The sequence below is a fragment of the Alkalibacillus almallahensis genome, assembly GCF_011761495.1.
In the GTDB taxonomy this organism is placed as follows: Bacteria; Bacillota; Bacilli; order Bacillales; family Alkalibacillaceae; genus Alkalibacillus; species Alkalibacillus almallahensis.
In genome coordinates this window covers 232,498-250,386 of sequence record NZ_JAASRU010000001.1, presented here as the reverse complement: position 1 = coordinate 250,386, position 17,889 = coordinate 232,498, and the positions used below count along the sequence as shown (strand labels likewise).

Genomic DNA, 17,889 nt, shown 5'->3' with positions numbered 1-17,889 from the left:
CCACCCTACAAACTAAAGTCATCTGACATGATATAGTCATTTAAATTAACACTATGTTCATCGTGCATCGCTCGACTGAAAGCATTTAGAACAGATGCTAACGGATCAATGCGATCTTTACTCACTTTCTTAGATACCATGATGTTTTCTTGATCATCTATTTTAAGAATAGCGTTACTGATCGCCCATCTTAACACTGGATCACCTTCATGAATAACGTTCCCACTATAAACCTCTTCTCTGAACCTCTTTGTTGGGGTTGAGAGATAAGCAATTCGCTGAGGGATTTCAACCACTTCCACACCTTGATTTTCTAAGCTTTGCGCTAAATGCGCTGCGTTCCATTTATCATAATCAACTTCCGTGTAAGATGGCTTAAAGTAATCAATTAAATCTAAAATCGAATTTTCAACATCGTGATAATTGATAATCTCACCATCAGTAGGTATTAAATAACCTTGGTCAATCCACGTATCGTATGGTTGCTTATCCGTCATCATCTTTTCTTTCAAGCGATCAGATGGAATAAATGATCGCCCTTTTACGTAATACTTGCCATCTTTAGGTATGACAGCTGCAATACTCGTTAAGTCTTCAGTTGCTGACAAGTCAACACCTAGATAAACACGACTACCGCTTAAATCACCAAAAGCCTCTTTCAAAGCATCCCATTTCTTTAAAGCCATGTAGCCATTTTCTTTTTGATCCACCCAACGATTCATGTTCTTCGTTAAGAAAGATCGCATTTTTTCGGGAACAGCTAATGCAACTTTCAATTCACTTCTGAGATATTCTAACCCAGATTCATATGTCGCAACGATCGGATTCGCTTTAATCCAATTCGATTCATCATTAATGTCATCTTCCGGATCCAACTCACAAATTAAAACAAAGTATTCGTCGTTCTCTTCATCTTGATCAGGATCAATCACTTTCGAAACGTATTCATACTCGGTGTAACACGGGCTTGTTAAATCAAAGCCTGCTGTTGTAATAACCGTAATTAACGGATTGGTTCTTGCTGCCATACCAGAGACCATCACATCATAAATCTCACTAGTCTCGTGTGCATGATATTCGTCAATAATGGCAACACTTGGGTTCTTGCCATCACCTGTTTTACGCGCTTCACGTGATAATGGTTGAATAATGGACCCCGTTTTATGATGCTTCACTTTACCGTAGCTGTCCGAGAACTTACCTTCTAATAAGTCACAATCATTCAGCTGTGTCAGAATCTCATCATAGCAAATACTAGATTGTTCACGGCTCCAACCCGCAATGTAACACTGTTCTTTTTCATTGCTTAGGAAACTGATATAGGTTGATAACAACGCTAAGAATTGTGTTTTAGCATTTTTACGTGCCAGCTGTATGAACGCTTTTCTGAAACGTCGCTTGCCATCACTGTTTCGTTTCCAACATAAAATGTTAGCTGCAACGAACAACTGAAAGTCCGTTAATTCAATTGGTTGATTGGCTAAAATGCCTTCCTTGTGCTTGAACATCTTAGCCCATTCATAGAAGTTTTCAAGTTCATCTTTATCAAAATAAAAAGGCGATGAATCATTCTCCAACTTATCGATATCGTTGGAAAAACGTTCAACCGCCCATCTATGTTTACGACCAGTCTTAATTTTGCCAGTCTGTATTTTGTCAATATAATCAAATAATCGCTCAATCAACGTCATACAGAATCACCAAACCGACGTTCCGCTTCGGACTGTGGTTTTTTATCTTCCTGTTTCGGAATAACCAGTTTAAGTCGTGATGTGATAGATAAACCAAGCTCGCTTGCTGCTGACTTGCATTCATTGAATAACTTGTTTTTTACTCGAAGCAGGATTTCATATTGATCGTTGGCCACACGCTTTTTATGACCTTCTTCTGTTTCAACGAGCTCAGCCGGATTTATCTTTTTTAATTCTTTGGCGACACGTATATATTCTGTCCTGGAATCAAGATAACGCGCTAAGCCATCCACATCTAAATTCGAAAAGATCTCTAACGCAATTAAATCTTGCGCAATATCTTCAAACTCTTCCTTCTGCTTTTTGGTTAGATAGCTAGGCGGCTCGACTTTATCAGTGTCAGCTTTCATCCGTTCTTCTTGTTGCTTTCGCTCGCGTGCCTCTTCCTTAGTTATATGATTGGATCGTCCTTTACCTTCAATAACAGATAATGGTAATTGTTTACGCCCTGGCATCCACCACACCTCCTTTCAAAAACGGATTTTTGTAAAATGTTGAGGGCGAGTCGCTTTAGAGATTTCGTTTTCTAAAAAATTAATGGTCGGGGGACCCTTTGTGAAACCTGTTGTGACAGGCATGACACAATGATTCGAGGTTGCCGAGCGTCAATCGAAGCGAATAGTCGACTGCGATCTCGACAATGTGATGCACAACGTTTGCTTGCTTTAAGATACCAGAACGTTTGCACGATTGACATAAACCATTGTCACGATCATAAGCTAACCGTCTTAGTTGCTTCCATTCCTTCGATTGATAAAACGCATTTAATTTTGGATTTCTTTTGTATCGATTATAATCTTGGTGGATTTCCTGTGCGTTTTTCTCGTGGTTTTTGCAGTAGGTTTCCCTCGTTAAATTATTACAACCCACTTCCTTGCAAGGCTTCTTAGCTTTCTGAGGCATATCTCAATCATTTCCCTCATGATCTTTTTTAAGTTGATCCATCATGATTCCTAATTGACCCTTCATTTGTGTGAACTTGTTTTTCTGCTTGGTTGTATGCATCCCTTTTTCTGATAACGTACGAATTTTTCTTTGGAGCACTTTCATAGGCTCGTTCAAATAATAGGATGTATATTGCTTCTGACAATGAGGACATTCAATATAGTGACGTTCAACTTTCTTTGGTAAGTATTGAAATTTCGCAGCGACATCATTTAATTCAAATATTTTTGAGCAACCTAATTCACATTGTATTTTCATGATTGATCACCACCAGTTAACCTATCTATCTCCACATCTGTTAAATTAGGGAACCCTTTATCATCTAACTCATAATACTCAACATTAAATAATAACTTGCCAGGTCTGTCTGTTTTTGTTCTCCAATCAAAACTAACACTAACTTTTTCGGTTATCTCTTTCCCTTCATGGAATACCTTTGGCGCACTTTCCTCATTATCTAATTCAATAACTAGTAATTTGTCTTTGCTCGTTGATTGATGAAGCTCAGACACATTATTTTCTACCGCTTTCCCAACGTCTGTTCCATTCATGCTTATTGTGATTTCCTTGTTAAGCACTTGATCTGCTTTCCGTTCAAATTCAGCAAGTGATTGCGTTGCATTTCTCGCTTCACGCTGCACAGCTTTCAATCCTTTAAGTGCTTCTGAGCAGTCCATATCCAATGTGAATTTCCCTACACTCTTGCTATCCTTTTGTTCTAACCCATTGAACTCCTCGTACAGTTCGATAACATCTGCAATCGTTTGATCTGTTACAGTGTGTAAGTTATACCTCAAATCCCTCTGTCTGATGTACTCGATTACTTCGCGCGACTTATTGTCCGCCATGTTCACCATCTCCTTTAATTAAATTTGTATATAAAAAAGACACCTACATGAGTAGATGTCTTAATATCCTATCTATTCTGTTTAACCTGTCTTTCTTACTCAATTATTTTTCCACCAGATATATTTAAGTACTGGCCTTCTTTTACATTGACAGAATACTTACCATTAAAATTATTGTTTTGAACTATTTCATTGTTGCTAACAGGACCACTCAAAACAGATACATAAGCTTGGCCAACACTTTCGATTGTATACTCACCAGGCTCGATGTCTGTGCCGACCTTATAAAATCCTGATTGTTTATAATCAGACTCATTATTTAATTTCTCATAAAGCTCTTTCGCTCCTGAAACCCCTAATTCTTCTAATTCATCAATCCCAACAAGTATAGCACTAGCTGTAATATTACCAGCATTGTGTACATGAACATAACCGAAGCTATCAAAATTATGATTACCGATTATATTTCCATTTGTGTCTTCTTCTCCATAATACTGCCCGCTTCCAGAAAATCTAACAAAAGCATATTCCCCTTTCGGAATGTCACCTTCTACATATGATCCAGCGTCATAAACATTTTCTTCTTCCATCAATGAAACTAAATCTCTTGTTGTTTTTTCTGCCTCTGTCAGCTCGACAGGTTCTACTTCCTCTGTGCTAGTATCTGTTTCATTGCTAGTTTCAGAGTCTGTTTCTGTATCAGCATCAGTTGTTTCATCTTCACTGTTGTCTGTTTCGGTGTTGTTAGCTGATTCTGTTTGACTCTCCCCTGACCCGTCAGTAGTTTCAGTTTCTCCATTATCACCGCAACCAGCAACTATCGCAGTTAACGTCAAAATCAATAATATTTTTTTCATAGTTCATTATCCTCCCAAGTATGTATTACATAGGATTTTATCACTAATTGGATGATTTTTCTATTATAAATTAAAGACACCTCATGTTGAGATGTTCTATTTTTCTTCAATGACTATTTCTGGACCTTTGACGCTTCTGATATAAAACTCACCTTCAAATGAATAATCATTTTCATTTGGCTCATCTATAAAATCTAAACTGCTGAGAACGGTTTTATTACGAAGCAAACTTATAAACCAATTGATTATTTCGTCATGATCACTATTAATGTATAGTGTTTTATCTTCTTTAATCACTTCACCTGTTCCTTCTATGCTAGAACCATCTACAATCACTTTTGTAAAACGTCCCAATGTAAACACCTCCTCTCATCATACTAACCATTTCGACAAAAGGAGATACTTTCCTGCAAATAATTTAAAGACACCACTCAAATGAGTGATACCTTAGAAGTAGGAGAATAACGAAACAAAAGACGTAATAGCGGATGATTTGATTTTACGATTTGTATATTTTGGTTTATCCGCTATAGTATCATAATAAACGATTCCAGCGGCTTAAAAGTGCCATCATAGTGACAATCTTCGTTCTATACTTTCTCTGGTGTGAAAAGTCACTTTATCTGTGTTGTTTGTAATTGCTAATGGTACGTCCACAAATGTGTTAAAGAAATCTCTTTTAGTGATTCTTCTCAATCCGAAAAACCGTTCTGCTTCTTCGTCTGCTTGCAGTTCACGTAAACATTCTTTATTAATTTCGATCAAAAAAGGTTTCGCCTTGTTTTTCTGCTCATATTCAAAAATCATGTCAAGTAAATAATCACATGTCACGTTATCACCTCAAACTTTATTATACTAATTTCTATTTCCGTTCATCATGTCTTTGATTTCATCCTCAATATCCGCAAACGACATTAAGTAATGAACAGACATTCTAGTTTTTGAATGAAACCCATGACCATTGATTAAATAGATGAAATCAACTTCTGCTTCTTCGTCAGCAAAATACACTAACGTTTCACCATCAGCCTTCAATGTGCTAAAATCTCTATTGATATTCGTTACAATAACTTTTTCTACCTCCACCCTAACACCTCATTCGTTAAATGTATGATCTCATCACGCCATCTTATCGCTTGTCGTCTGCTTACGTTCAACTCTTCCGCTATGCCATCCCACGTAAGATTACGGTTTTTACTCCAAAAGCGCACACGTACCAATTTCTGATGATGATGTGGTAATGCTTGATAAACCTGTTCAATGGCATCTGTCACTTCGCATAAGTAATTAAGTTGTTTGTTTGTCGTAAGACGCGTTGCGATTTTTTCTGTTGGACTACTGGGTTCGAATGTTGATTTATTTCCTTCAATCACAAGCCGTTCATCATCCGTTTGTTCAATATGTGGGTTATGAATCTCTTCACGCAGCATAGCAATTTCTTTCAATGTCTGGTGATAGTTAAACCACTCAGCCTCTATTTTCTTAAATGTTTGTTTTGATAGTTTGATCGCTTGTGCCATTTAACCACCCTTTTATTGCTCAATGCATTTAATCTCAACTATTACCCGCTTCATGCTGGTAAAACTCTATAAGCTCTTGACGTTTCCGCTTGCGCCATTCTCGTCCTTCTTTGGTGGAGTCTGCGAAATCATGGCATGTTCCCGTGTTAACAGATGGCCCACATAATAGAACAATATTAGTTGGATCATCACCTGGTCCAACATGGCTCGCTTGTTCTAAATGAGCCATTTGAAACATCCAAGGATTTGTAATTCCGCATCGTTCGCACTTTCCACCTGAACGACGTTTCACTTCTTTTCTCACTTTAGCTGTAATACGTGTTTTATCTTTTTGTTTCCTGCTTTTACGTTTACCCAGCTGTTGTTCTTTCGTGTACACCGCTTCACCACCCTACATCAACTTAATTAATTCAATAGCATGATAGGCTTTAGACTCTGCTTGTCTCTGTTGTTTAGATAGTGTCTTGTATCTTTCATACGCATTGTCCGCTTCATGTTGATACCATTCTCTATCAGCCTCTAGTTCTTTGATGTCTGTTTTGAGCTTATCGATCTGTACTCGTAAGTCATTTATAATGTTTTCCTGATTTGACTGGTCCTCATTTTCCGCTTCTTCCTGTTGGTGTTCCATGAACTTGACGTGTTCATTGCATCCGTTAAGTGTTTTTTGAGTCTGTTTTAAATCGGTCGTTAAACGGTCAACTTCACCCTGTAATCTCTCAATCTCGTTATCTTTAGCCTCTATCTTCTGTTTGAGGTCGTTTTTAAGGGTTTCGAATGAATGTTCGGTTTCCGCTGTTTCCTCGTTAATATTCTCTTGATCGTCTGCTGATTCTTCAATGTCGTTCTCATTGTCCTTAGCATCTGAAGCGGGTTCAGGAGTAGGTTTCGTGTTATTCGATTTGCGCTTCATTTTATTATGCTGCTTTTTAATTTCGTCGAATGTTAAACCAACAAAGCCCCATCCATTCTTAAGTGTGCTTAGTTTTGATTGTGGAATTCCCATGAACTCAGCTATGTCCTTATCCTTATAACCCTCTTCCCGCTTCTTAACGTAGAAGTCAGGAGTCTGCTTTTTAATCTTCGCATGTTCCGCTTCATCTAATTGATATGTTTTAACGTCACTATGTGGTGATGTATTGGCCATATGATTCACTCCTCATTTTTAGGATCGTACACATACCTTCTGCCACTAATATAAACGACAGTTGGTATGGCTTTCTTGACTTTAGCAACTTTTACGACTGGTCTATACTTGTCGCCCTTTTCACGCATTAGTAACCACTCTCTTGTCGATCGTGATTGACTTGGTTTTTATCGAAGTAGGCTTGTTCAACTTGTTCACTGTTAAATTCGAGATAAGATCCTAAAAGCAAGAAGTTCCTATAAACCTTTTCCCAAACGTTTTGAGCGTTGTTTGCGTATTCTTGCGTTGCGTTCCAGTATAATCCTGATACGGCTTTGTTTAAGTATAAGAATTGGTTGGTTATTGAGATATCTCTTGCTAGGATTGCTTCTCGATTAATCTGTTTTTCGTTAACGGCTAATTCAATCCCGATGCTAATTAAAAAATGTAAGCAATCAACGTATTCTTCTAAGAGAGGATAAGTGAATTGCTCGAACGGGCCTCCCGGATCAGAAAAAGCAATAGATCTTTTGACCCTTCTCGGATCCTGGTCCTCGCTCCAAAATTTAAAGCCTCGCCATTCATTTGCTAATTCACCCAACTCAACTTGCAATGCTAGTATTTTTCTGGGTAATACATCCTCTTCTTTTAAATGAGGTTTGCTGTATATTATGTGTTGATCAAGCTCACGCTGCGCTTCAAATAGTTTAATTAGATTCATTGTTATCCTCCTCTAACGCTTGTCTTGCTGTTTCCCCTTCTTCCCCTTCAAATTCGCCTGTACTCCACGCAAAAATCAAGTGTTCTCCGTTTGCATAAAATTTTAACGCTTCACGTAACCGCTTATTCTCTTGTTCCAATTCCTCAACACGTTCAGCTTGTTTTATAAGCCATCGAATATCGTTAGAAAAATGAGTTTTTCCGTTACTTCTAGCTACTCTCAGTACAGTAGCAGAAAGCCTCTGCTTTACTTCTTCTAACTCTTCACTCATTTAATCACTCCGCTTCCTTAAAATTTCAGCTAATTCTAAAGCGTTTTGACCTCTTATGCATGTACCATCTAATAATTGAACATAAGCTTCATTCGTTCGACCATGACCACAACAAGCATTCATAGTTCCTATTAATGTACCCAGACATGCGTCATGACCTTCTGGTGTAGCCCATGATCCGCAATACCCGCACTCTCTATTTTGATTCTGTTTTCCTACTTCACAAGTTGGTTCTTTCGTATCCGAATAAACCCATTGACCGTTAGTGTACTCAATGTCGTGGCCTCTCATTTTTGATCGAGCTGTCATTCAACCATCCTCCTTCAAATGCTCATCTACATATTCGATTAACGATTCTTTCGGCACTATGATAACTGAAGGTTCTTCATCTTCAGTTGAAGCGGAAATAAATATATACCCTTTGCTTTCCATGAATTTGACTGACTCTCCAGCTAAACCTTTGGCGTTAAATACATCACTCATTCAATCACTCCCTTTCAAATGTAATTGTTTCGCCTTCTCATCAAACCGACCTTGTTTATAGCCATTCCAATACGCTTGCTCCTTTTCTCTTCTAAGCCGCATAATTGTTTCTCTATATTGCTTTAGTTCTTTTTGTGCAAAGTCAAAATCAGCTTTCAAAAGTTTGTATTTGGTTGACTTCATTCAATCACTCCCTCAATCGCCCTTAACATCCACTGATATTAATGCAGGTATAACGAGTGTCCATAAAGGCATTAAACTACCCGTCACAATAATTCCAGTTGATACAGCTATCGAACATGATAGCCATATCAAAGCGTAAGCCGTTGCTACGTGCATTTAATCACCGCCCAACCAACATTTCTTTAAATTCTTGCTCGTTAATCATTGGATGAACACAACGAACAGTATCTTTTGAAAATAGTGCCTCATATTTATTGCCTTTAACAATTCCGATAAAATCATCAACTAGAAGAACTTTATCACCTTGTATATAGAGAACTTCAAATTTTGTTCTAACTATAAATACCGACATGTATTTCATTCCCCCGCTTCAGTAATGACTTCTCTTTCCTGGTACCAACAGTTATCGTGAGGATCCGCTTCTGGAATCAAGTCTCGTTCATAACCAACTCGTCTATTTGCTCTTTCCTCGTTTGTATAGACATCTAATACGTCCACTTCTTTCTTTTCGTGATCTTCATAAAGAACAATAAATACGTTCATAATATGCTCCTTTCTACCGCACAACCTGGTCGGTAAGTTCAATAAATCCTGTATATTTTTATAATCTTTCGGAATACTACTTTTATAATAAATAATAATGGAGTGGATAAATTTGATTAACGAAAACCCAAACAACAATAATACTGATCAAGAGGCGTTACTTAACAATAAAAATTATTCTCTATTTGGTTTAGCTGTATCAGGAATATTGTTAACAACTGTTTACACAGCGGTTTTAGCTTCTCAACTAATGGCCACTAAACAAAAGGTTAATTATCTATATTACAAGGAAAAATTTACAGAAAATGAATGATTAATTCCATGTCTTTGTCTCTTCTTTATTGCACTTAATCAGTCTTATTAGCACTAAATTATTCTCCAATTATCATGTACTCAGCCTTTACTCTAACTATTTCATAATCTAGTTCTTCGGTAGCTCTAATCATACCAAGTGTTTCATCTTTCATATGTTGCCAATCAAAAATGTACTTTACAGCGTCTGCTAGATCATCAGTTTTAAAGTCTCTTAAATGACCCGTATAAAAAGTGCCGTCTAAAAACCTAATAACGTAAAATTCATTCTTTCCTAACACCGTTTAATCACCACTTTCCGCTTCATGTCATGCAATCCTGTTAAACGTTTGAGTAACCAATAACGACGATTGTTTCATCGGAGTTATGTTCAAGTCTTTCTACGACGTCTTTATATTTATCAAAGATCACCCAACTACCATTGTTTTTCTCTAATTGATCAGGACTTTCAACATCTTTAAGTAGCTTAAACACTTCCTCGCTGTCTTTTTCACCGAACTCGTTAATGGGTGTCACTAACCCGTCCTTTTCCACATCCTTTAATTCCATGCTTTCTACCCTGGTGTCTGTTACGTTTTCGTTATACCAATTTTCGATTCGCTCGAAAGTCACGGCTCCATTGCAAGCCAATATTTCACTCTCATTAACCTGAACTACCTTCCAACCCGTTTCAGTTACCGTCTTCATTTATAAAGCCTCCCAATTATGTTTTTTCGATTAAGAACTTCCGAAAGCACGTCTCACACAAATAACTTCCCCAGTACCTTGCAGCACGTTTTTTGCACTCAACACATTGGTTCATAGTTTCACTCCTTCGCATCATAAGCCACAGAAGTTAACATGTGACTTGGTTATTGATAGCTTGCGAGATCATCTTCTTCTAATTCTTTTAAATCTATAGATACAGCGACTTTAGCTAATTTTGGTCTGGTTAATTTTTCGACACGTCTCACGTTATAAGCAGTTGCTAACCATTTAACACTGTCAGGTGTGATGCCTAATTCTTCAGCACACTCTTCCTTCGTCCCCATAACCAATAGATCATCACCTTGATAAACGGCATATTCTTTTGGCATATTGGTTCCTCCTTACTGCTTTATGTTTTCTGCTTCACTTTCCGGAATCGATAACTCTATCGCTCCCTCATGAATCATAACGGGCTGAAAACCTAGTAATACTGATTCTTTTACGATCGTTAGCGTTTTATGATCTAAGTGTTTTTGACAGATTGGACCAACACCACGATCAATAGATTCGTTATCTTTTAACTTTCGATTGCATACAGCACACCGAAGCAATATCTTCTCCAATAAACACACCTCATTTAAACAAACACAATATAGTCAAAATCTTTAGGTTTACTCTTATACACGTTGACGGTCGTTAGGAGTTCTCCGTCCTGGTTTCGGTTCTTATCTTCTTTCACATATCGCTTATTTGTTGATTTCGCCATGTTACCGCCACCTTTATGCTCAATGTTTCCGCATGAAGCGGTTCCTAGTTCGATTTATGGTTTTGGGCTTTTTCGTCTTTCGGCTTATGCCAGCGCCAGTCTTTAACGTGATAGGGTTTGTGCTTTGGTGGGTTCGTTCTATGCAGCTCTGCTAATTCGTCATCCGACAATCGATAGGTTTTAACTTCCGAGCTCATCTTGCCACCGCCTAACTTGTTCAAGTTTTGTTTGAAAATCAGAAAACATGCTGTCGTATAGCTGCTTAACTTCTTTGGTGCGTACTTCGTGATGGTAGCTAACTTTTTGCTTGGATTCATGATGGAGATAGCACTCGATCAATGCTTGTTTAACACCTAATATTTGCTTTTGTCTGTCCATCCGCTTCACCTACTAGAACCAAGGATGTTCTCGAATATCTTTTGCACGTTCAACACTTAATTTGCTTGCTAATCTGTTATAGCTTAAGTGCTCCAAAATTGAAGCATCATGACCATAAGAGACGAGTTCTTCAATCATATCCTCACGTGTTAACGTTGATGGTTCTCTCATCCGCTTCATCACTCCTAACTAAGATGGTTAATGCTCTTGGGCTAAACTGTTTGCGCTTAATAAAACCTTTTTCTTCTAATCTTTCTAAGTGGCCATGAACCGTTGAAGCGGATTTAAGGTTAATACCTGATGTGATTTCGCGTTGCGACGGGGCATATCCGTGTTTATCCTGGAACCGTTCGATATAGGTTAAGACCGCTTTTTGCATCATGGTTAAGTGCATGTGTCTGCCTCCCATTCACGAATTTCAACTTCAACACGAGGTTGATCGTCGTAGTATTTTTCAATGTGGACGTTAACGACTTGGCTATCGTCGTGCCATATAATGCCGTTCAATCCGTCTTTGATTGCTTTCAGGTAATTATCGACATCAGGTTTGGTTGTTGGTCTTAGTTGACCCTCATCAATCAGCTTGCGTTTGTATTTCGGCATGGATTTAGGAATGGGTCGATAAACCCTAACCGTTAGATCAATAGGCCCTTTAAATAGATTGCTAGGTTTATGTTGTGCAGCACTTAGTTGCACGTAATGTTTATAGTGTTTTGATTTAGCTGGATCGTACATGCGCGCTTGACCTTTAAATGTGGTTGCTCTTGCTCGTCCTTGCGCAACAGGTTGTCCGTGTATCGTGAATGCAATCATGCGTTCATTACCCTCTTTCGTTCCGCAAATACACGAATATCACGTCCCTTAATAGCCAAGTGGCAAAGGGCAAATAGCACTTCCCATTCGTCTCGTTTTAATCCCTTAGCAATAACTTCCGGTTCGTGTCCTTCGTTGTACTGTTGCTCAATGTATTTTAAATCTTGCTTTCTGAAAGCAAACTCTTTATTTTCTAAAATGATGACCCAATCTTCTTCTGGATCCAGTGTGTGATAGGTGCCTTTGGTGTCTGTTCTGAATTCACCTTTGTGGCGTGTCATATGTTCACCCTTTCTTTTAATCTATTGAGTGCCATGGAAGAATGCCTTTAAGTCCGTCACGTTGGCTGGTTCTTCCGCTTCATTCGATTGCGTTGATTCTTGCTGCTCTTGTTGTCTTTGTTCTTTATGCTTAGCAAACCACTTTGGTATAACGTCTGACGTTTGTTTAGGAGACGATCGTGACTGCTTCGTTTTTTGCTTATTTTCACGGAACTGCTGTTGGTAACGTCTAGCATCGTCAATTGACTGAACACCTGCACCTTTCCAGTTGTCTAAGACGCTTTCAATAAACCGCGTGCCTTTAGCTTCTTTTTGTGCAGCCACTTGCATAGATGCCATTAGGAGTTCGTAGCCCCATTCGTCAAATAGCTTTTCTATGACTTCGAAGTTAAAAGGCGATTCCGTTATACCTTGTTGGCAGTTGTTTTTGTAGAATTCAATAATTTCTGCAAACGCTTCTCGATCACGCGTGTTATTATTATTAGATAATTCTTCTTCATTCTTCTCATTCTTTACATTCTTGTTTATGTCCGCGACCTGTTTCACTTCTGGGTTACGTTCTGTTTCTTTTGTGTTACTTGAAACAGATTGGGATTGGTACGTTTCCCAATTTAACAAGGTTATAAGTGTGTATTGTCTGTTACCCTTACCACGTTCTACTGATATCATAGACTGTTTTTCTAACCATTGGAGAATGGTTCGGACTGTTTTAGGATTAGGCTCTTTCCACGTGACACCTTCGTAATAACCGACCCCTTTAGCAATATTGCGAACGGAAGTAAGATGTTGCCCTGGCCTAACCGTTATAACGCTACCGTCTTTAAATGGGACCTTTCGTTCTTCGTGGTTAACCATATATTTCAGGTATTGCCAAACACGATGGTACATAGGCGGCATGGACCATATCAGACTGTCTAATTCTTGACGATAATCTTTGATGAAGCCCTTCATCATTTGCACCTCCTTTTTAATAGGGGATAGACGTGACAAACGTTGCTCGTTGTTGTACAATATAATTGTTGAGCTTGGTTTGATCACGATCTATCGTGATGAATCATTTAAAAGATTCATAGGTTTCTAATAATTTTAAAAGCGATGTGCACTTGTCCTATCAGTTATAAGTGCCGTCGCTTTTTATTTGTGATAAATCATTGTTACACCGCCATATCAACGTTATTTTTTATTGCCATTTCCTTAACTACAGATAAATAAATCTCAGTCAATCTAGCATCATCAGCAATAACATCCATCTTGGTCGTTTTATCTATTTTGGATTTAGAAGCCCCTTCAAACGCCATTTTACGTTTACGATTAGTGAGCCTAATGGACAACTGGCACTTCCCTCTTTCTTCTAAAATCTCGTAGCTCTCTTTTCGCACATCTTTATAAGCGCCAAATCCGCCACGTTCTTGCGCAATCTGATTAATAATTTTATTAACCTTTTTACGCCACTCATTCGGGTGAAGACTAAGTAATTCGTTAATGTTATCCTGTTTCTCTTCAACTGCTGTTAACCGCTTCTCCTGTTCGACCATCTGATTAACAGATTGTTGCAGTATTTCTAATTGAGACTGTGGTTGGTTATAAGAACCTGTTTTTCTGATTGCTGGAATAACGTCATGTGTGATCCAACGTTTAAAATTCTTTGCTTCCGGTTTTCTACTACCTAGAACTAGATTGTATAGACCGAATTCATTAACTACATTTACGCTACCTTGACGACCTAACTTGAAGTTAGACCGTTCATCTTCATCTAATCGGCTAACGACTTTAGTTGGATTGCTTAGATCTAAAATCTCGCAAACATCTTTAGCAACAAACCAAGGTTCATTATCCTTCTCAATAATTCTTAACTCTTGTCCTTCAAAAATCTTTGTTAATTGATTCATAGAAATTGACACTCCTTTGTAGGATTTTCCTCCTTCCTGTCGAAATACCTTAACAGGAAGGGAGGTGTAAAAATGGCAAAACATTACTACTTTAATAACAACATTGACAAGAACGGAAATCACGAAGTGCACGAAAGAGACTGTGGACAAGGTGCTGATCGGGATAACCGAACCTACATCGGTTTCAAGAACGACTGTCACGAAGCTATTAGGTCCGCTAAAAGAGATCACCCTCTTAAGCCGTTTGACGGTTGTAGATATTGTTCACCTAATTGCAGTTCTGATTAATGCGATCCCGCCTTTAAATAGGCGGGTTATTTTATTACAGCGTCTGAATGATAAAGATCATAAACGTGACTCTCCGCTCTGGAAAGCAATTCGTTTAATTGTTCTTGAGATAACTTTTCATCTCTAGCAAAACGACAAATGAAATCAGTCAGCTGCTGCTCTTGTCTTTTTTCATGATTCGGGTCGAACAATGGCATTCTGTTCACTCCTTTCATTCACCACTTGATTTTCTTAATCATCACATGGTTTAATATAGGTACTCCGTGTTATGCGAACATTGGAATATACCAGTCTTTCAAATTTAACCGCTTTGCCGAGCGGTTATTTTTTTGTGCTATAAGTGACATCAGATTCGATTCCGTCTTGTTCCATCTTTGTTACTATGCCTTCCAAGTAATCAACATACCCAGCTTCATCCTTTAGCTTTTGGATCCGCTTTAATGAACGCTCAATATCTTGATTGACTCTAAGCGCTTGTTCATATTGCTTTATGCGAGTGTACTGATTTAGTAATTTGAGTGAGTCATTCACACAACGTTCTTCGACTTCAATCGTCCAACTCAATTCTTGCTTTTTAGCACTGCTCATTTTGACACCTCCTCTTCATGAATCATTAATAGATTCATAGTTTTTCTTATTGTTTCAAACGATCTAGTAGTTCTTGATTATCACCTACTTCAATGCGATGCTCGATTGGGTAGATGTATTTAATTTTATTGCACTTCAATAACTGTATGGCTGTTCCTTTACTCATTTTGTTCAACTGGTTTCCACTGTAAAGAGTATTGAATGTTGCAATTTTAAAGGGTGTGTCGTCTTCATCAATGAACAAATCATTTACTTCCAACTTCGGCTTTTTCCGTCCTAACGCATAGAACTGTTTTTCGAGTTCGGTTGCGTGTCTGATGTCCTTCCCGCGAACAAATGCACCACGTTTTATATGGTACTTAGCCTCTCCGCTGCTTATTTTGTCAACTTCACCTATTATGTCGCCCGAAATAAATTCTGCACCACTTATTTTCGATACTACGTCACCAACTTCAAACTGCGATTCAACCTCATAACCTTCAATCCATGCCCTTGCAAATTCTTCGTGTCTTAATTTGTTTAAACAGTTGTTCTTATTCTCTTCAAAACCATTCCTAACTTTTTGCTCTAAATAACCATTAAACGAAATGCCTGTTTCTTTTAATATTTCGATTGCTGTCGACTGCTCATGTGTCAATGTCACTTTACTCATTTCGTTTCACCCTCCTAAAAATAACTCACAATCAAAACCAGTAACGCTAATGCTAGAGCGCTTGTTATACCTTGTAATCTGTAATTCATAATCGACCTTCCTTTCGTAACCGATCTAATTCAGCTTGATTATTCTTAAACTGTTGAAACGCTTGACGCTTGCTTTCATTACGTTTGTAAATAAATTCAGGTGCCAATGTGATTACACTCCTTTATAGGCTTATAAAATATAAAAATGTTGAAATCGCAATCGTACAAGCTACCGCATCTGGCCATAAGCTTTTAGTCTTGTACATATTCATCCTCCCTTGTGTAAATAGTGCTTCCAATGACATGGCAGTCATCGTTAGCGCATCGTGTCTTAATCATTTTGTGGTTTTGATGTTTGAATGACTTTCCTAAGTGCAATTCATGACCACATTGATCGCAATATAGCTTCTCTTCATCAGATTGATTAGATGTCTTCTTCATTTAACTCACCTTCCTTTTCACTAGGTCCAACTGCCATCTGATACTCAGCATTAAAAGCTTTCATGAAATGCTCTGCTTTCTCAATCGGTACAGAAAACATCACCGTGTTTGTTTTGTTATCCATTACTTTGAATAGAATGCGATTTTGTTCCGCTTCTATGTCAACCTTTTGTGCACCACCTAAAAAAGTTGTGATCATGTTTAATCCTCCTTTTGCTCTTCAACCCACTTCAATAGAAAATCTTTCATTTCCTCAGCTTTGAAGTACCATTTACCGCCAAGCTTCACTTTCGGGCAGTCTGGATGATAAAAGAACGTCTTTTGAATGGTAGACCAACTCATGCAAGTACGACGGGTCAATTCATGTTTATCCCATAAGACCAAATCGAAGTCGGCTTCATTGAGCCGCTTCTGTATTTCGTCTTTTGTCAACTTCTCGACAGTGTCTTGATCAACATTAACTTCAATCATTCATTACCACCTCTTTTTCGGTTTTTCTGAAATTCACCCTAAAAAAATATCATCAACTTTAACACCTAAAGCGTTGGCTATTTTTTCAAGAGTTGAGTAATGTGCTTTTCGTAAGTTATTTACGTTCATTTCATATAGAATGATACTTCTGGCTGATACGCCGGACTCGCTTGCAAGCTGTTCTTGCGTCATTTCTGCTTTAACTCGTAACACTTTTAACTTTTCTCTAGTCTTTGTTGTCACCAAAAAACACCTCCGTTCAACAATTTATACCCCAATCTTACACTTCGGTTTTTCTGAAGTCAAGTAATATTTTCAGAAAATCTGAAATAAATTATCAAACTCACTTCACATTTTATGAAATTAGTTGTATAATTCAATTAAAATAAATTCATGGAGGAAGTATTAATGAGTAATGTATTCAGCAAAAATCTTAGGTACCTTAGAAACAAGAAAGATATGGATCAAGATGAACTAGCAAAGCTTTTAGGAAGAAAAAGCTCTTCTTCTATTAGTGAATGGGAAAAAGGAACCTACACACCAAAATCAGGAGTTTTATCTGATATAGCAAAAATTTTCAATGTTAATTTAGAAGATCTAATGAATGAAGATTTAACAAAAGAGATATCAAATATTAAAAATATAACTAAAATAACGCCAATTCCTATTCTGGGTAAAGTAGCCTGCGGAGATCCAATAGATGCTGAGGAAAATATAAAAGGTTATACTTACGAACTTCCAGATACGTTGCCTGTAGGTGAATTTATATGTTTAGAAACAGTTGGAGATTCAATGCACCCAACGATACCAGAAGGTTCTAATGTAATTATTAGAAAGCAACCTGATGTAGAAAGTGGTGAAATTGCAGCAGTTTTATTAAATGGTGATTTGGAAGCAACTTTAAAGCGAGTAAAGAAACAGAAAAATAATATAGTATTGATTCCAGATAATTCGGATCACGATCCAATCATTGTTAACGAAGAGTATCCAGCTAAAATTATCGGTAAAGCTGTTAAATTTACTCAAAATCTTTAGGAGGTTTGATG

The 17,889-nt window shown here is 37.8% G+C and carries 42 protein-coding genes; 2 read left to right on the top strand and 40 right to left on the bottom strand.

What is annotated here, in order from left to right; genetic code table 11:
* Positions 1 to 5: 5 nt before the first annotated feature.
* The 20 genes from FHR85_RS01390 to FHR85_RS01295 all read right to left on the bottom strand — a co-directional run bounded on the left by FHR85_RS01390 (position 6) and on the right by FHR85_RS01295 (position 9,248).
* Positions 6 to 1,691 (bottom strand): terminase large subunit, encoded by a 1,686-nt coding sequence (locus FHR85_RS01390; protein WP_167260272.1) that lies wholly within the window; start codon positions 1,689 to 1,691, stop codon positions 6 to 8.
* Positions 1,688 to 2,206, bottom strand: coding sequence for a phage terminase small subunit P27 family (locus tag FHR85_RS01385; protein WP_167260270.1), 519 nt, complete (start codon positions 2,204 to 2,206; stop codon positions 1,688 to 1,690). The genes FHR85_RS01390 and FHR85_RS01385 overlap by 4 nt, the downstream gene beginning before the upstream one ends.
* 79 nt (positions 2,207 to 2,285) lie before the next feature.
* Positions 2,286 to 2,654, bottom strand: coding sequence for an HNH endonuclease (locus FHR85_RS01380; protein WP_167260268.1), 369 nt, complete (start codon positions 2,652 to 2,654; stop codon positions 2,286 to 2,288).
* A gap of 3 nt (positions 2,655 to 2,657) precedes the next feature.
* On the bottom strand, positions 2,658 to 2,954 hold the full coding sequence (locus FHR85_RS01375; RefSeq protein ID WP_167260266.1) for a hypothetical protein: 297 nt from the start codon (positions 2,952 to 2,954) through the stop codon (positions 2,658 to 2,660).
* The gene (locus FHR85_RS01370; protein WP_167259762.1) at positions 2,951 to 3,544 is read right to left on the bottom strand and encodes a hypothetical protein; all 594 of its coding nucleotides are present in this window, start codon (positions 3,542 to 3,544) and stop codon (positions 2,951 to 2,953) included. The genes FHR85_RS01375 and FHR85_RS01370 overlap by 4 nt, the downstream gene beginning before the upstream one ends.
* 95 nt (positions 3,545 to 3,639) lie before the next feature.
* Complete coding sequence (locus tag FHR85_RS01365; protein WP_167260264.1) at positions 3,640 to 4,401, bottom strand: membrane lipoprotein lipid attachment site-containing protein; 762 nt, start codon at positions 4,399 to 4,401, stop codon at positions 3,640 to 3,642.
* Positions 4,402 to 4,497: 96 nt separating this feature from the next.
* Positions 4,498 to 4,755: a hypothetical protein gene (locus FHR85_RS01360; RefSeq protein ID WP_167260262.1), complete on the bottom strand. Its 258-nt coding sequence runs from the start codon at positions 4,753 to 4,755 to the stop codon at positions 4,498 to 4,500.
* A 216-nt stretch (positions 4,756 to 4,971) separates the two neighbouring features.
* The gene (locus FHR85_RS01355) at positions 4,972 to 5,166 is read right to left on the bottom strand and encodes a hypothetical protein (RefSeq protein ID WP_167260260.1); all 195 of its coding nucleotides are present in this window, start codon (positions 5,164 to 5,166) and stop codon (positions 4,972 to 4,974) included.
* A 90-nt stretch (positions 5,167 to 5,256) separates the two neighbouring features.
* Positions 5,257 to 5,487, bottom strand: a complete 231-nt coding sequence (locus FHR85_RS01350) for a hypothetical protein (RefSeq protein WP_167260258.1) — start codon at positions 5,485 to 5,487, stop codon at positions 5,257 to 5,259.
* Positions 5,478 to 5,921, bottom strand: a complete 444-nt coding sequence (locus FHR85_RS01345; protein ID WP_167260256.1) for a transcriptional regulator — start codon at positions 5,919 to 5,921, stop codon at positions 5,478 to 5,480. Before FHR85_RS01345 ends, FHR85_RS01350 begins: the two co-directional genes overlap by 10 nt.
* A gap of 34 nt (positions 5,922 to 5,955) precedes the next feature.
* Positions 5,956 to 6,300, bottom strand: coding sequence for an HNH endonuclease (locus tag FHR85_RS01340; RefSeq protein ID WP_167260254.1), 345 nt, complete (start codon positions 6,298 to 6,300; stop codon positions 5,956 to 5,958).
* A gap of 12 nt (positions 6,301 to 6,312) precedes the next feature.
* Positions 6,313 to 7,068: a hypothetical protein gene (locus FHR85_RS01335; RefSeq protein ID WP_167260252.1), complete on the bottom strand. Its 756-nt coding sequence runs from the start codon at positions 7,066 to 7,068 to the stop codon at positions 6,313 to 6,315.
* A 127-nt stretch (positions 7,069 to 7,195) separates the two neighbouring features.
* Positions 7,196 to 7,768, bottom strand: coding sequence for a dUTP diphosphatase (locus tag FHR85_RS01330; protein ID WP_167260250.1), 573 nt, complete (start codon positions 7,766 to 7,768; stop codon positions 7,196 to 7,198).
* Positions 7,755 to 8,039 (bottom strand): hypothetical protein, encoded by a 285-nt coding sequence (locus FHR85_RS01325; protein WP_167260248.1) that lies wholly within the window; start codon positions 8,037 to 8,039, stop codon positions 7,755 to 7,757. Before FHR85_RS01325 ends, FHR85_RS01330 begins: the two co-directional genes overlap by 14 nt.
* A complete protein-coding gene (locus tag FHR85_RS01320; RefSeq protein WP_167260246.1) occupies positions 8,040 to 8,348 on the bottom strand; it encodes a hypothetical protein in 309 nt (102 codons plus the stop codon). It abuts the gene before it with no gap.
* Positions 8,349 to 8,522, bottom strand: a complete 174-nt coding sequence (locus FHR85_RS01315) for a hypothetical protein (protein WP_167260244.1) — start codon at positions 8,520 to 8,522, stop codon at positions 8,349 to 8,351.
* Positions 8,523 to 8,705, bottom strand: a complete 183-nt coding sequence (locus FHR85_RS01310; RefSeq protein ID WP_167260242.1) for a hypothetical protein — start codon at positions 8,703 to 8,705, stop codon at positions 8,523 to 8,525.
* 12 nt (positions 8,706 to 8,717) lie between these two features.
* Positions 8,718 to 8,861: a hypothetical protein gene (locus FHR85_RS01305; protein ID WP_167260240.1), complete on the bottom strand. Its 144-nt coding sequence runs from the start codon at positions 8,859 to 8,861 to the stop codon at positions 8,718 to 8,720.
* A gap of 4 nt (positions 8,862 to 8,865) precedes the next feature.
* Positions 8,866 to 9,057, bottom strand: a complete 192-nt coding sequence (locus tag FHR85_RS01300) for a hypothetical protein (RefSeq protein ID WP_167260239.1) — start codon at positions 9,055 to 9,057, stop codon at positions 8,866 to 8,868.
* Positions 9,058 to 9,062: 5 nt separating this feature from the next.
* The gene (locus FHR85_RS01295) at positions 9,063 to 9,248 is read right to left on the bottom strand and encodes a hypothetical protein (RefSeq protein WP_167260237.1); all 186 of its coding nucleotides are present in this window, start codon (positions 9,246 to 9,248) and stop codon (positions 9,063 to 9,065) included.
* A gap of 112 nt (positions 9,249 to 9,360) precedes the next feature.
* Here FHR85_RS01295 and FHR85_RS01290 point away from each other — a divergent pair, with 112 nt between their 5' ends.
* On the top strand, positions 9,361 to 9,561 hold the full coding sequence (locus FHR85_RS01290; RefSeq protein WP_208379566.1) for a hypothetical protein: 201 nt from the start codon (positions 9,361 to 9,363) through the stop codon (positions 9,559 to 9,561).
* A 58-nt stretch (positions 9,562 to 9,619) separates the two neighbouring features.
* Here FHR85_RS01290 and FHR85_RS01285 read toward each other — a convergent pair whose 3' ends face one another.
* The 20 genes from FHR85_RS01285 to FHR85_RS01195 form a co-directional block, all read right to left on the bottom strand.
* A complete protein-coding gene (locus tag FHR85_RS01285) occupies positions 9,620 to 9,841 on the bottom strand; it encodes a hypothetical protein (RefSeq protein WP_167260235.1) in 222 nt (73 codons plus the stop codon).
* A gap of 40 nt (positions 9,842 to 9,881) precedes the next feature.
* Entirely contained in the window at positions 9,882 to 10,247 is a 366-nt protein-coding gene (locus tag FHR85_RS01280; protein ID WP_167260233.1) for a hypothetical protein, read from the bottom strand.
* 164 nt (positions 10,248 to 10,411) lie between these two features.
* Entirely contained in the window at positions 10,412 to 10,636 is a 225-nt protein-coding gene (locus FHR85_RS01275) for a hypothetical protein (protein ID WP_167259760.1), read from the bottom strand.
* A gap of 12 nt (positions 10,637 to 10,648) precedes the next feature.
* Positions 10,649 to 10,870, bottom strand: a complete 222-nt coding sequence (locus tag FHR85_RS01270; protein ID WP_167260231.1) for a DUF6011 domain-containing protein — start codon at positions 10,868 to 10,870, stop codon at positions 10,649 to 10,651.
* Between the two features lie 14 nt (positions 10,871 to 10,884).
* Positions 10,885 to 11,013 (bottom strand): hypothetical protein, encoded by a 129-nt coding sequence (locus FHR85_RS14465; RefSeq protein WP_279588337.1) that lies wholly within the window; start codon positions 11,011 to 11,013, stop codon positions 10,885 to 10,887.
* A gap of 44 nt (positions 11,014 to 11,057) precedes the next feature.
* Complete coding sequence (locus tag FHR85_RS01265) at positions 11,058 to 11,210, bottom strand: hypothetical protein (protein WP_167260229.1); 153 nt, start codon at positions 11,208 to 11,210, stop codon at positions 11,058 to 11,060.
* The gene (locus tag FHR85_RS01260) at positions 11,194 to 11,391 is read right to left on the bottom strand and encodes a hypothetical protein (protein WP_167260227.1); all 198 of its coding nucleotides are present in this window, start codon (positions 11,389 to 11,391) and stop codon (positions 11,194 to 11,196) included. The genes FHR85_RS01265 and FHR85_RS01260 overlap by 17 nt, the downstream gene beginning before the upstream one ends.
* Before the next feature lie 12 nt (positions 11,392 to 11,403).
* Positions 11,404 to 11,562, bottom strand: coding sequence for a hypothetical protein (locus FHR85_RS01255; RefSeq protein WP_167260225.1), 159 nt, complete (start codon positions 11,560 to 11,562; stop codon positions 11,404 to 11,406).
* Positions 11,534 to 11,785, bottom strand: a complete 252-nt coding sequence (locus tag FHR85_RS01250) for a LexA family protein (protein WP_167260223.1) — start codon at positions 11,783 to 11,785, stop codon at positions 11,534 to 11,536. Before FHR85_RS01250 ends, FHR85_RS01255 begins: the two co-directional genes overlap by 29 nt.
* Positions 11,776 to 12,204, bottom strand: coding sequence for a RusA family crossover junction endodeoxyribonuclease (locus FHR85_RS01245; protein WP_167260221.1), 429 nt, complete (start codon positions 12,202 to 12,204; stop codon positions 11,776 to 11,778). The genes FHR85_RS01250 and FHR85_RS01245 overlap by 10 nt, the downstream gene beginning before the upstream one ends.
* A complete protein-coding gene (locus FHR85_RS01240) occupies positions 12,201 to 12,485 on the bottom strand; it encodes a hypothetical protein (protein WP_167260220.1) in 285 nt (94 codons plus the stop codon). The genes FHR85_RS01245 and FHR85_RS01240 overlap by 4 nt, the downstream gene beginning before the upstream one ends.
* 21 nt (positions 12,486 to 12,506) lie before the next feature.
* A complete protein-coding gene (locus FHR85_RS01235; protein WP_167260218.1) occupies positions 12,507 to 13,436 on the bottom strand; it encodes a DnaD domain protein in 930 nt (309 codons plus the stop codon).
* Between the two features lie 203 nt (positions 13,437 to 13,639).
* On the bottom strand, positions 13,640 to 14,374 hold the full coding sequence (locus FHR85_RS14320) for a BRO-N domain-containing protein (RefSeq protein ID WP_167260217.1): 735 nt from the start codon (positions 14,372 to 14,374) through the stop codon (positions 13,640 to 13,642).
* A gap of 314 nt (positions 14,375 to 14,688) precedes the next feature.
* Positions 14,689 to 14,859, bottom strand: coding sequence for a hypothetical protein (locus FHR85_RS01225; RefSeq protein WP_167260215.1), 171 nt, complete (start codon positions 14,857 to 14,859; stop codon positions 14,689 to 14,691).
* A gap of 124 nt (positions 14,860 to 14,983) precedes the next feature.
* On the bottom strand, positions 14,984 to 15,250 hold the full coding sequence (locus tag FHR85_RS01220) for a hypothetical protein (protein ID WP_167260213.1): 267 nt from the start codon (positions 15,248 to 15,250) through the stop codon (positions 14,984 to 14,986).
* 46 nt (positions 15,251 to 15,296) lie between these two features.
* Positions 15,297 to 15,902: a hypothetical protein gene (locus FHR85_RS01215; RefSeq protein WP_167260211.1), complete on the bottom strand. Its 606-nt coding sequence runs from the start codon at positions 15,900 to 15,902 to the stop codon at positions 15,297 to 15,299.
* Positions 15,903 to 16,183: 281 nt separating this feature from the next.
* Positions 16,184 to 16,372: a hypothetical protein gene (locus FHR85_RS01210; protein ID WP_167260209.1), complete on the bottom strand. Its 189-nt coding sequence runs from the start codon at positions 16,370 to 16,372 to the stop codon at positions 16,184 to 16,186.
* On the bottom strand, positions 16,356 to 16,571 hold the full coding sequence (locus FHR85_RS01205; RefSeq protein ID WP_167260207.1) for a hypothetical protein: 216 nt from the start codon (positions 16,569 to 16,571) through the stop codon (positions 16,356 to 16,358). Before FHR85_RS01205 ends, FHR85_RS01210 begins: the two co-directional genes overlap by 17 nt.
* Positions 16,572 to 16,573: 2 nt before the next feature.
* A complete protein-coding gene (locus FHR85_RS01200; protein ID WP_167260205.1) occupies positions 16,574 to 16,843 on the bottom strand; it encodes a group-specific protein in 270 nt (89 codons plus the stop codon).
* Positions 16,844 to 16,876: 33 nt separating this feature from the next.
* The gene (locus tag FHR85_RS01195) at positions 16,877 to 17,086 is read right to left on the bottom strand and encodes a helix-turn-helix transcriptional regulator (protein WP_341770914.1); all 210 of its coding nucleotides are present in this window, start codon (positions 17,084 to 17,086) and stop codon (positions 16,877 to 16,879) included.
* Between the two features lie 165 nt (positions 17,087 to 17,251).
* Between FHR85_RS01195 and FHR85_RS01190 the strand changes: the two genes are divergently transcribed.
* Positions 17,252 to 17,878, top strand: coding sequence for a LexA family protein (locus FHR85_RS01190; RefSeq protein ID WP_167260203.1), 627 nt, complete (start codon positions 17,252 to 17,254; stop codon positions 17,876 to 17,878).
* Positions 17,879 to 17,889 lie beyond the last annotated feature (11 nt).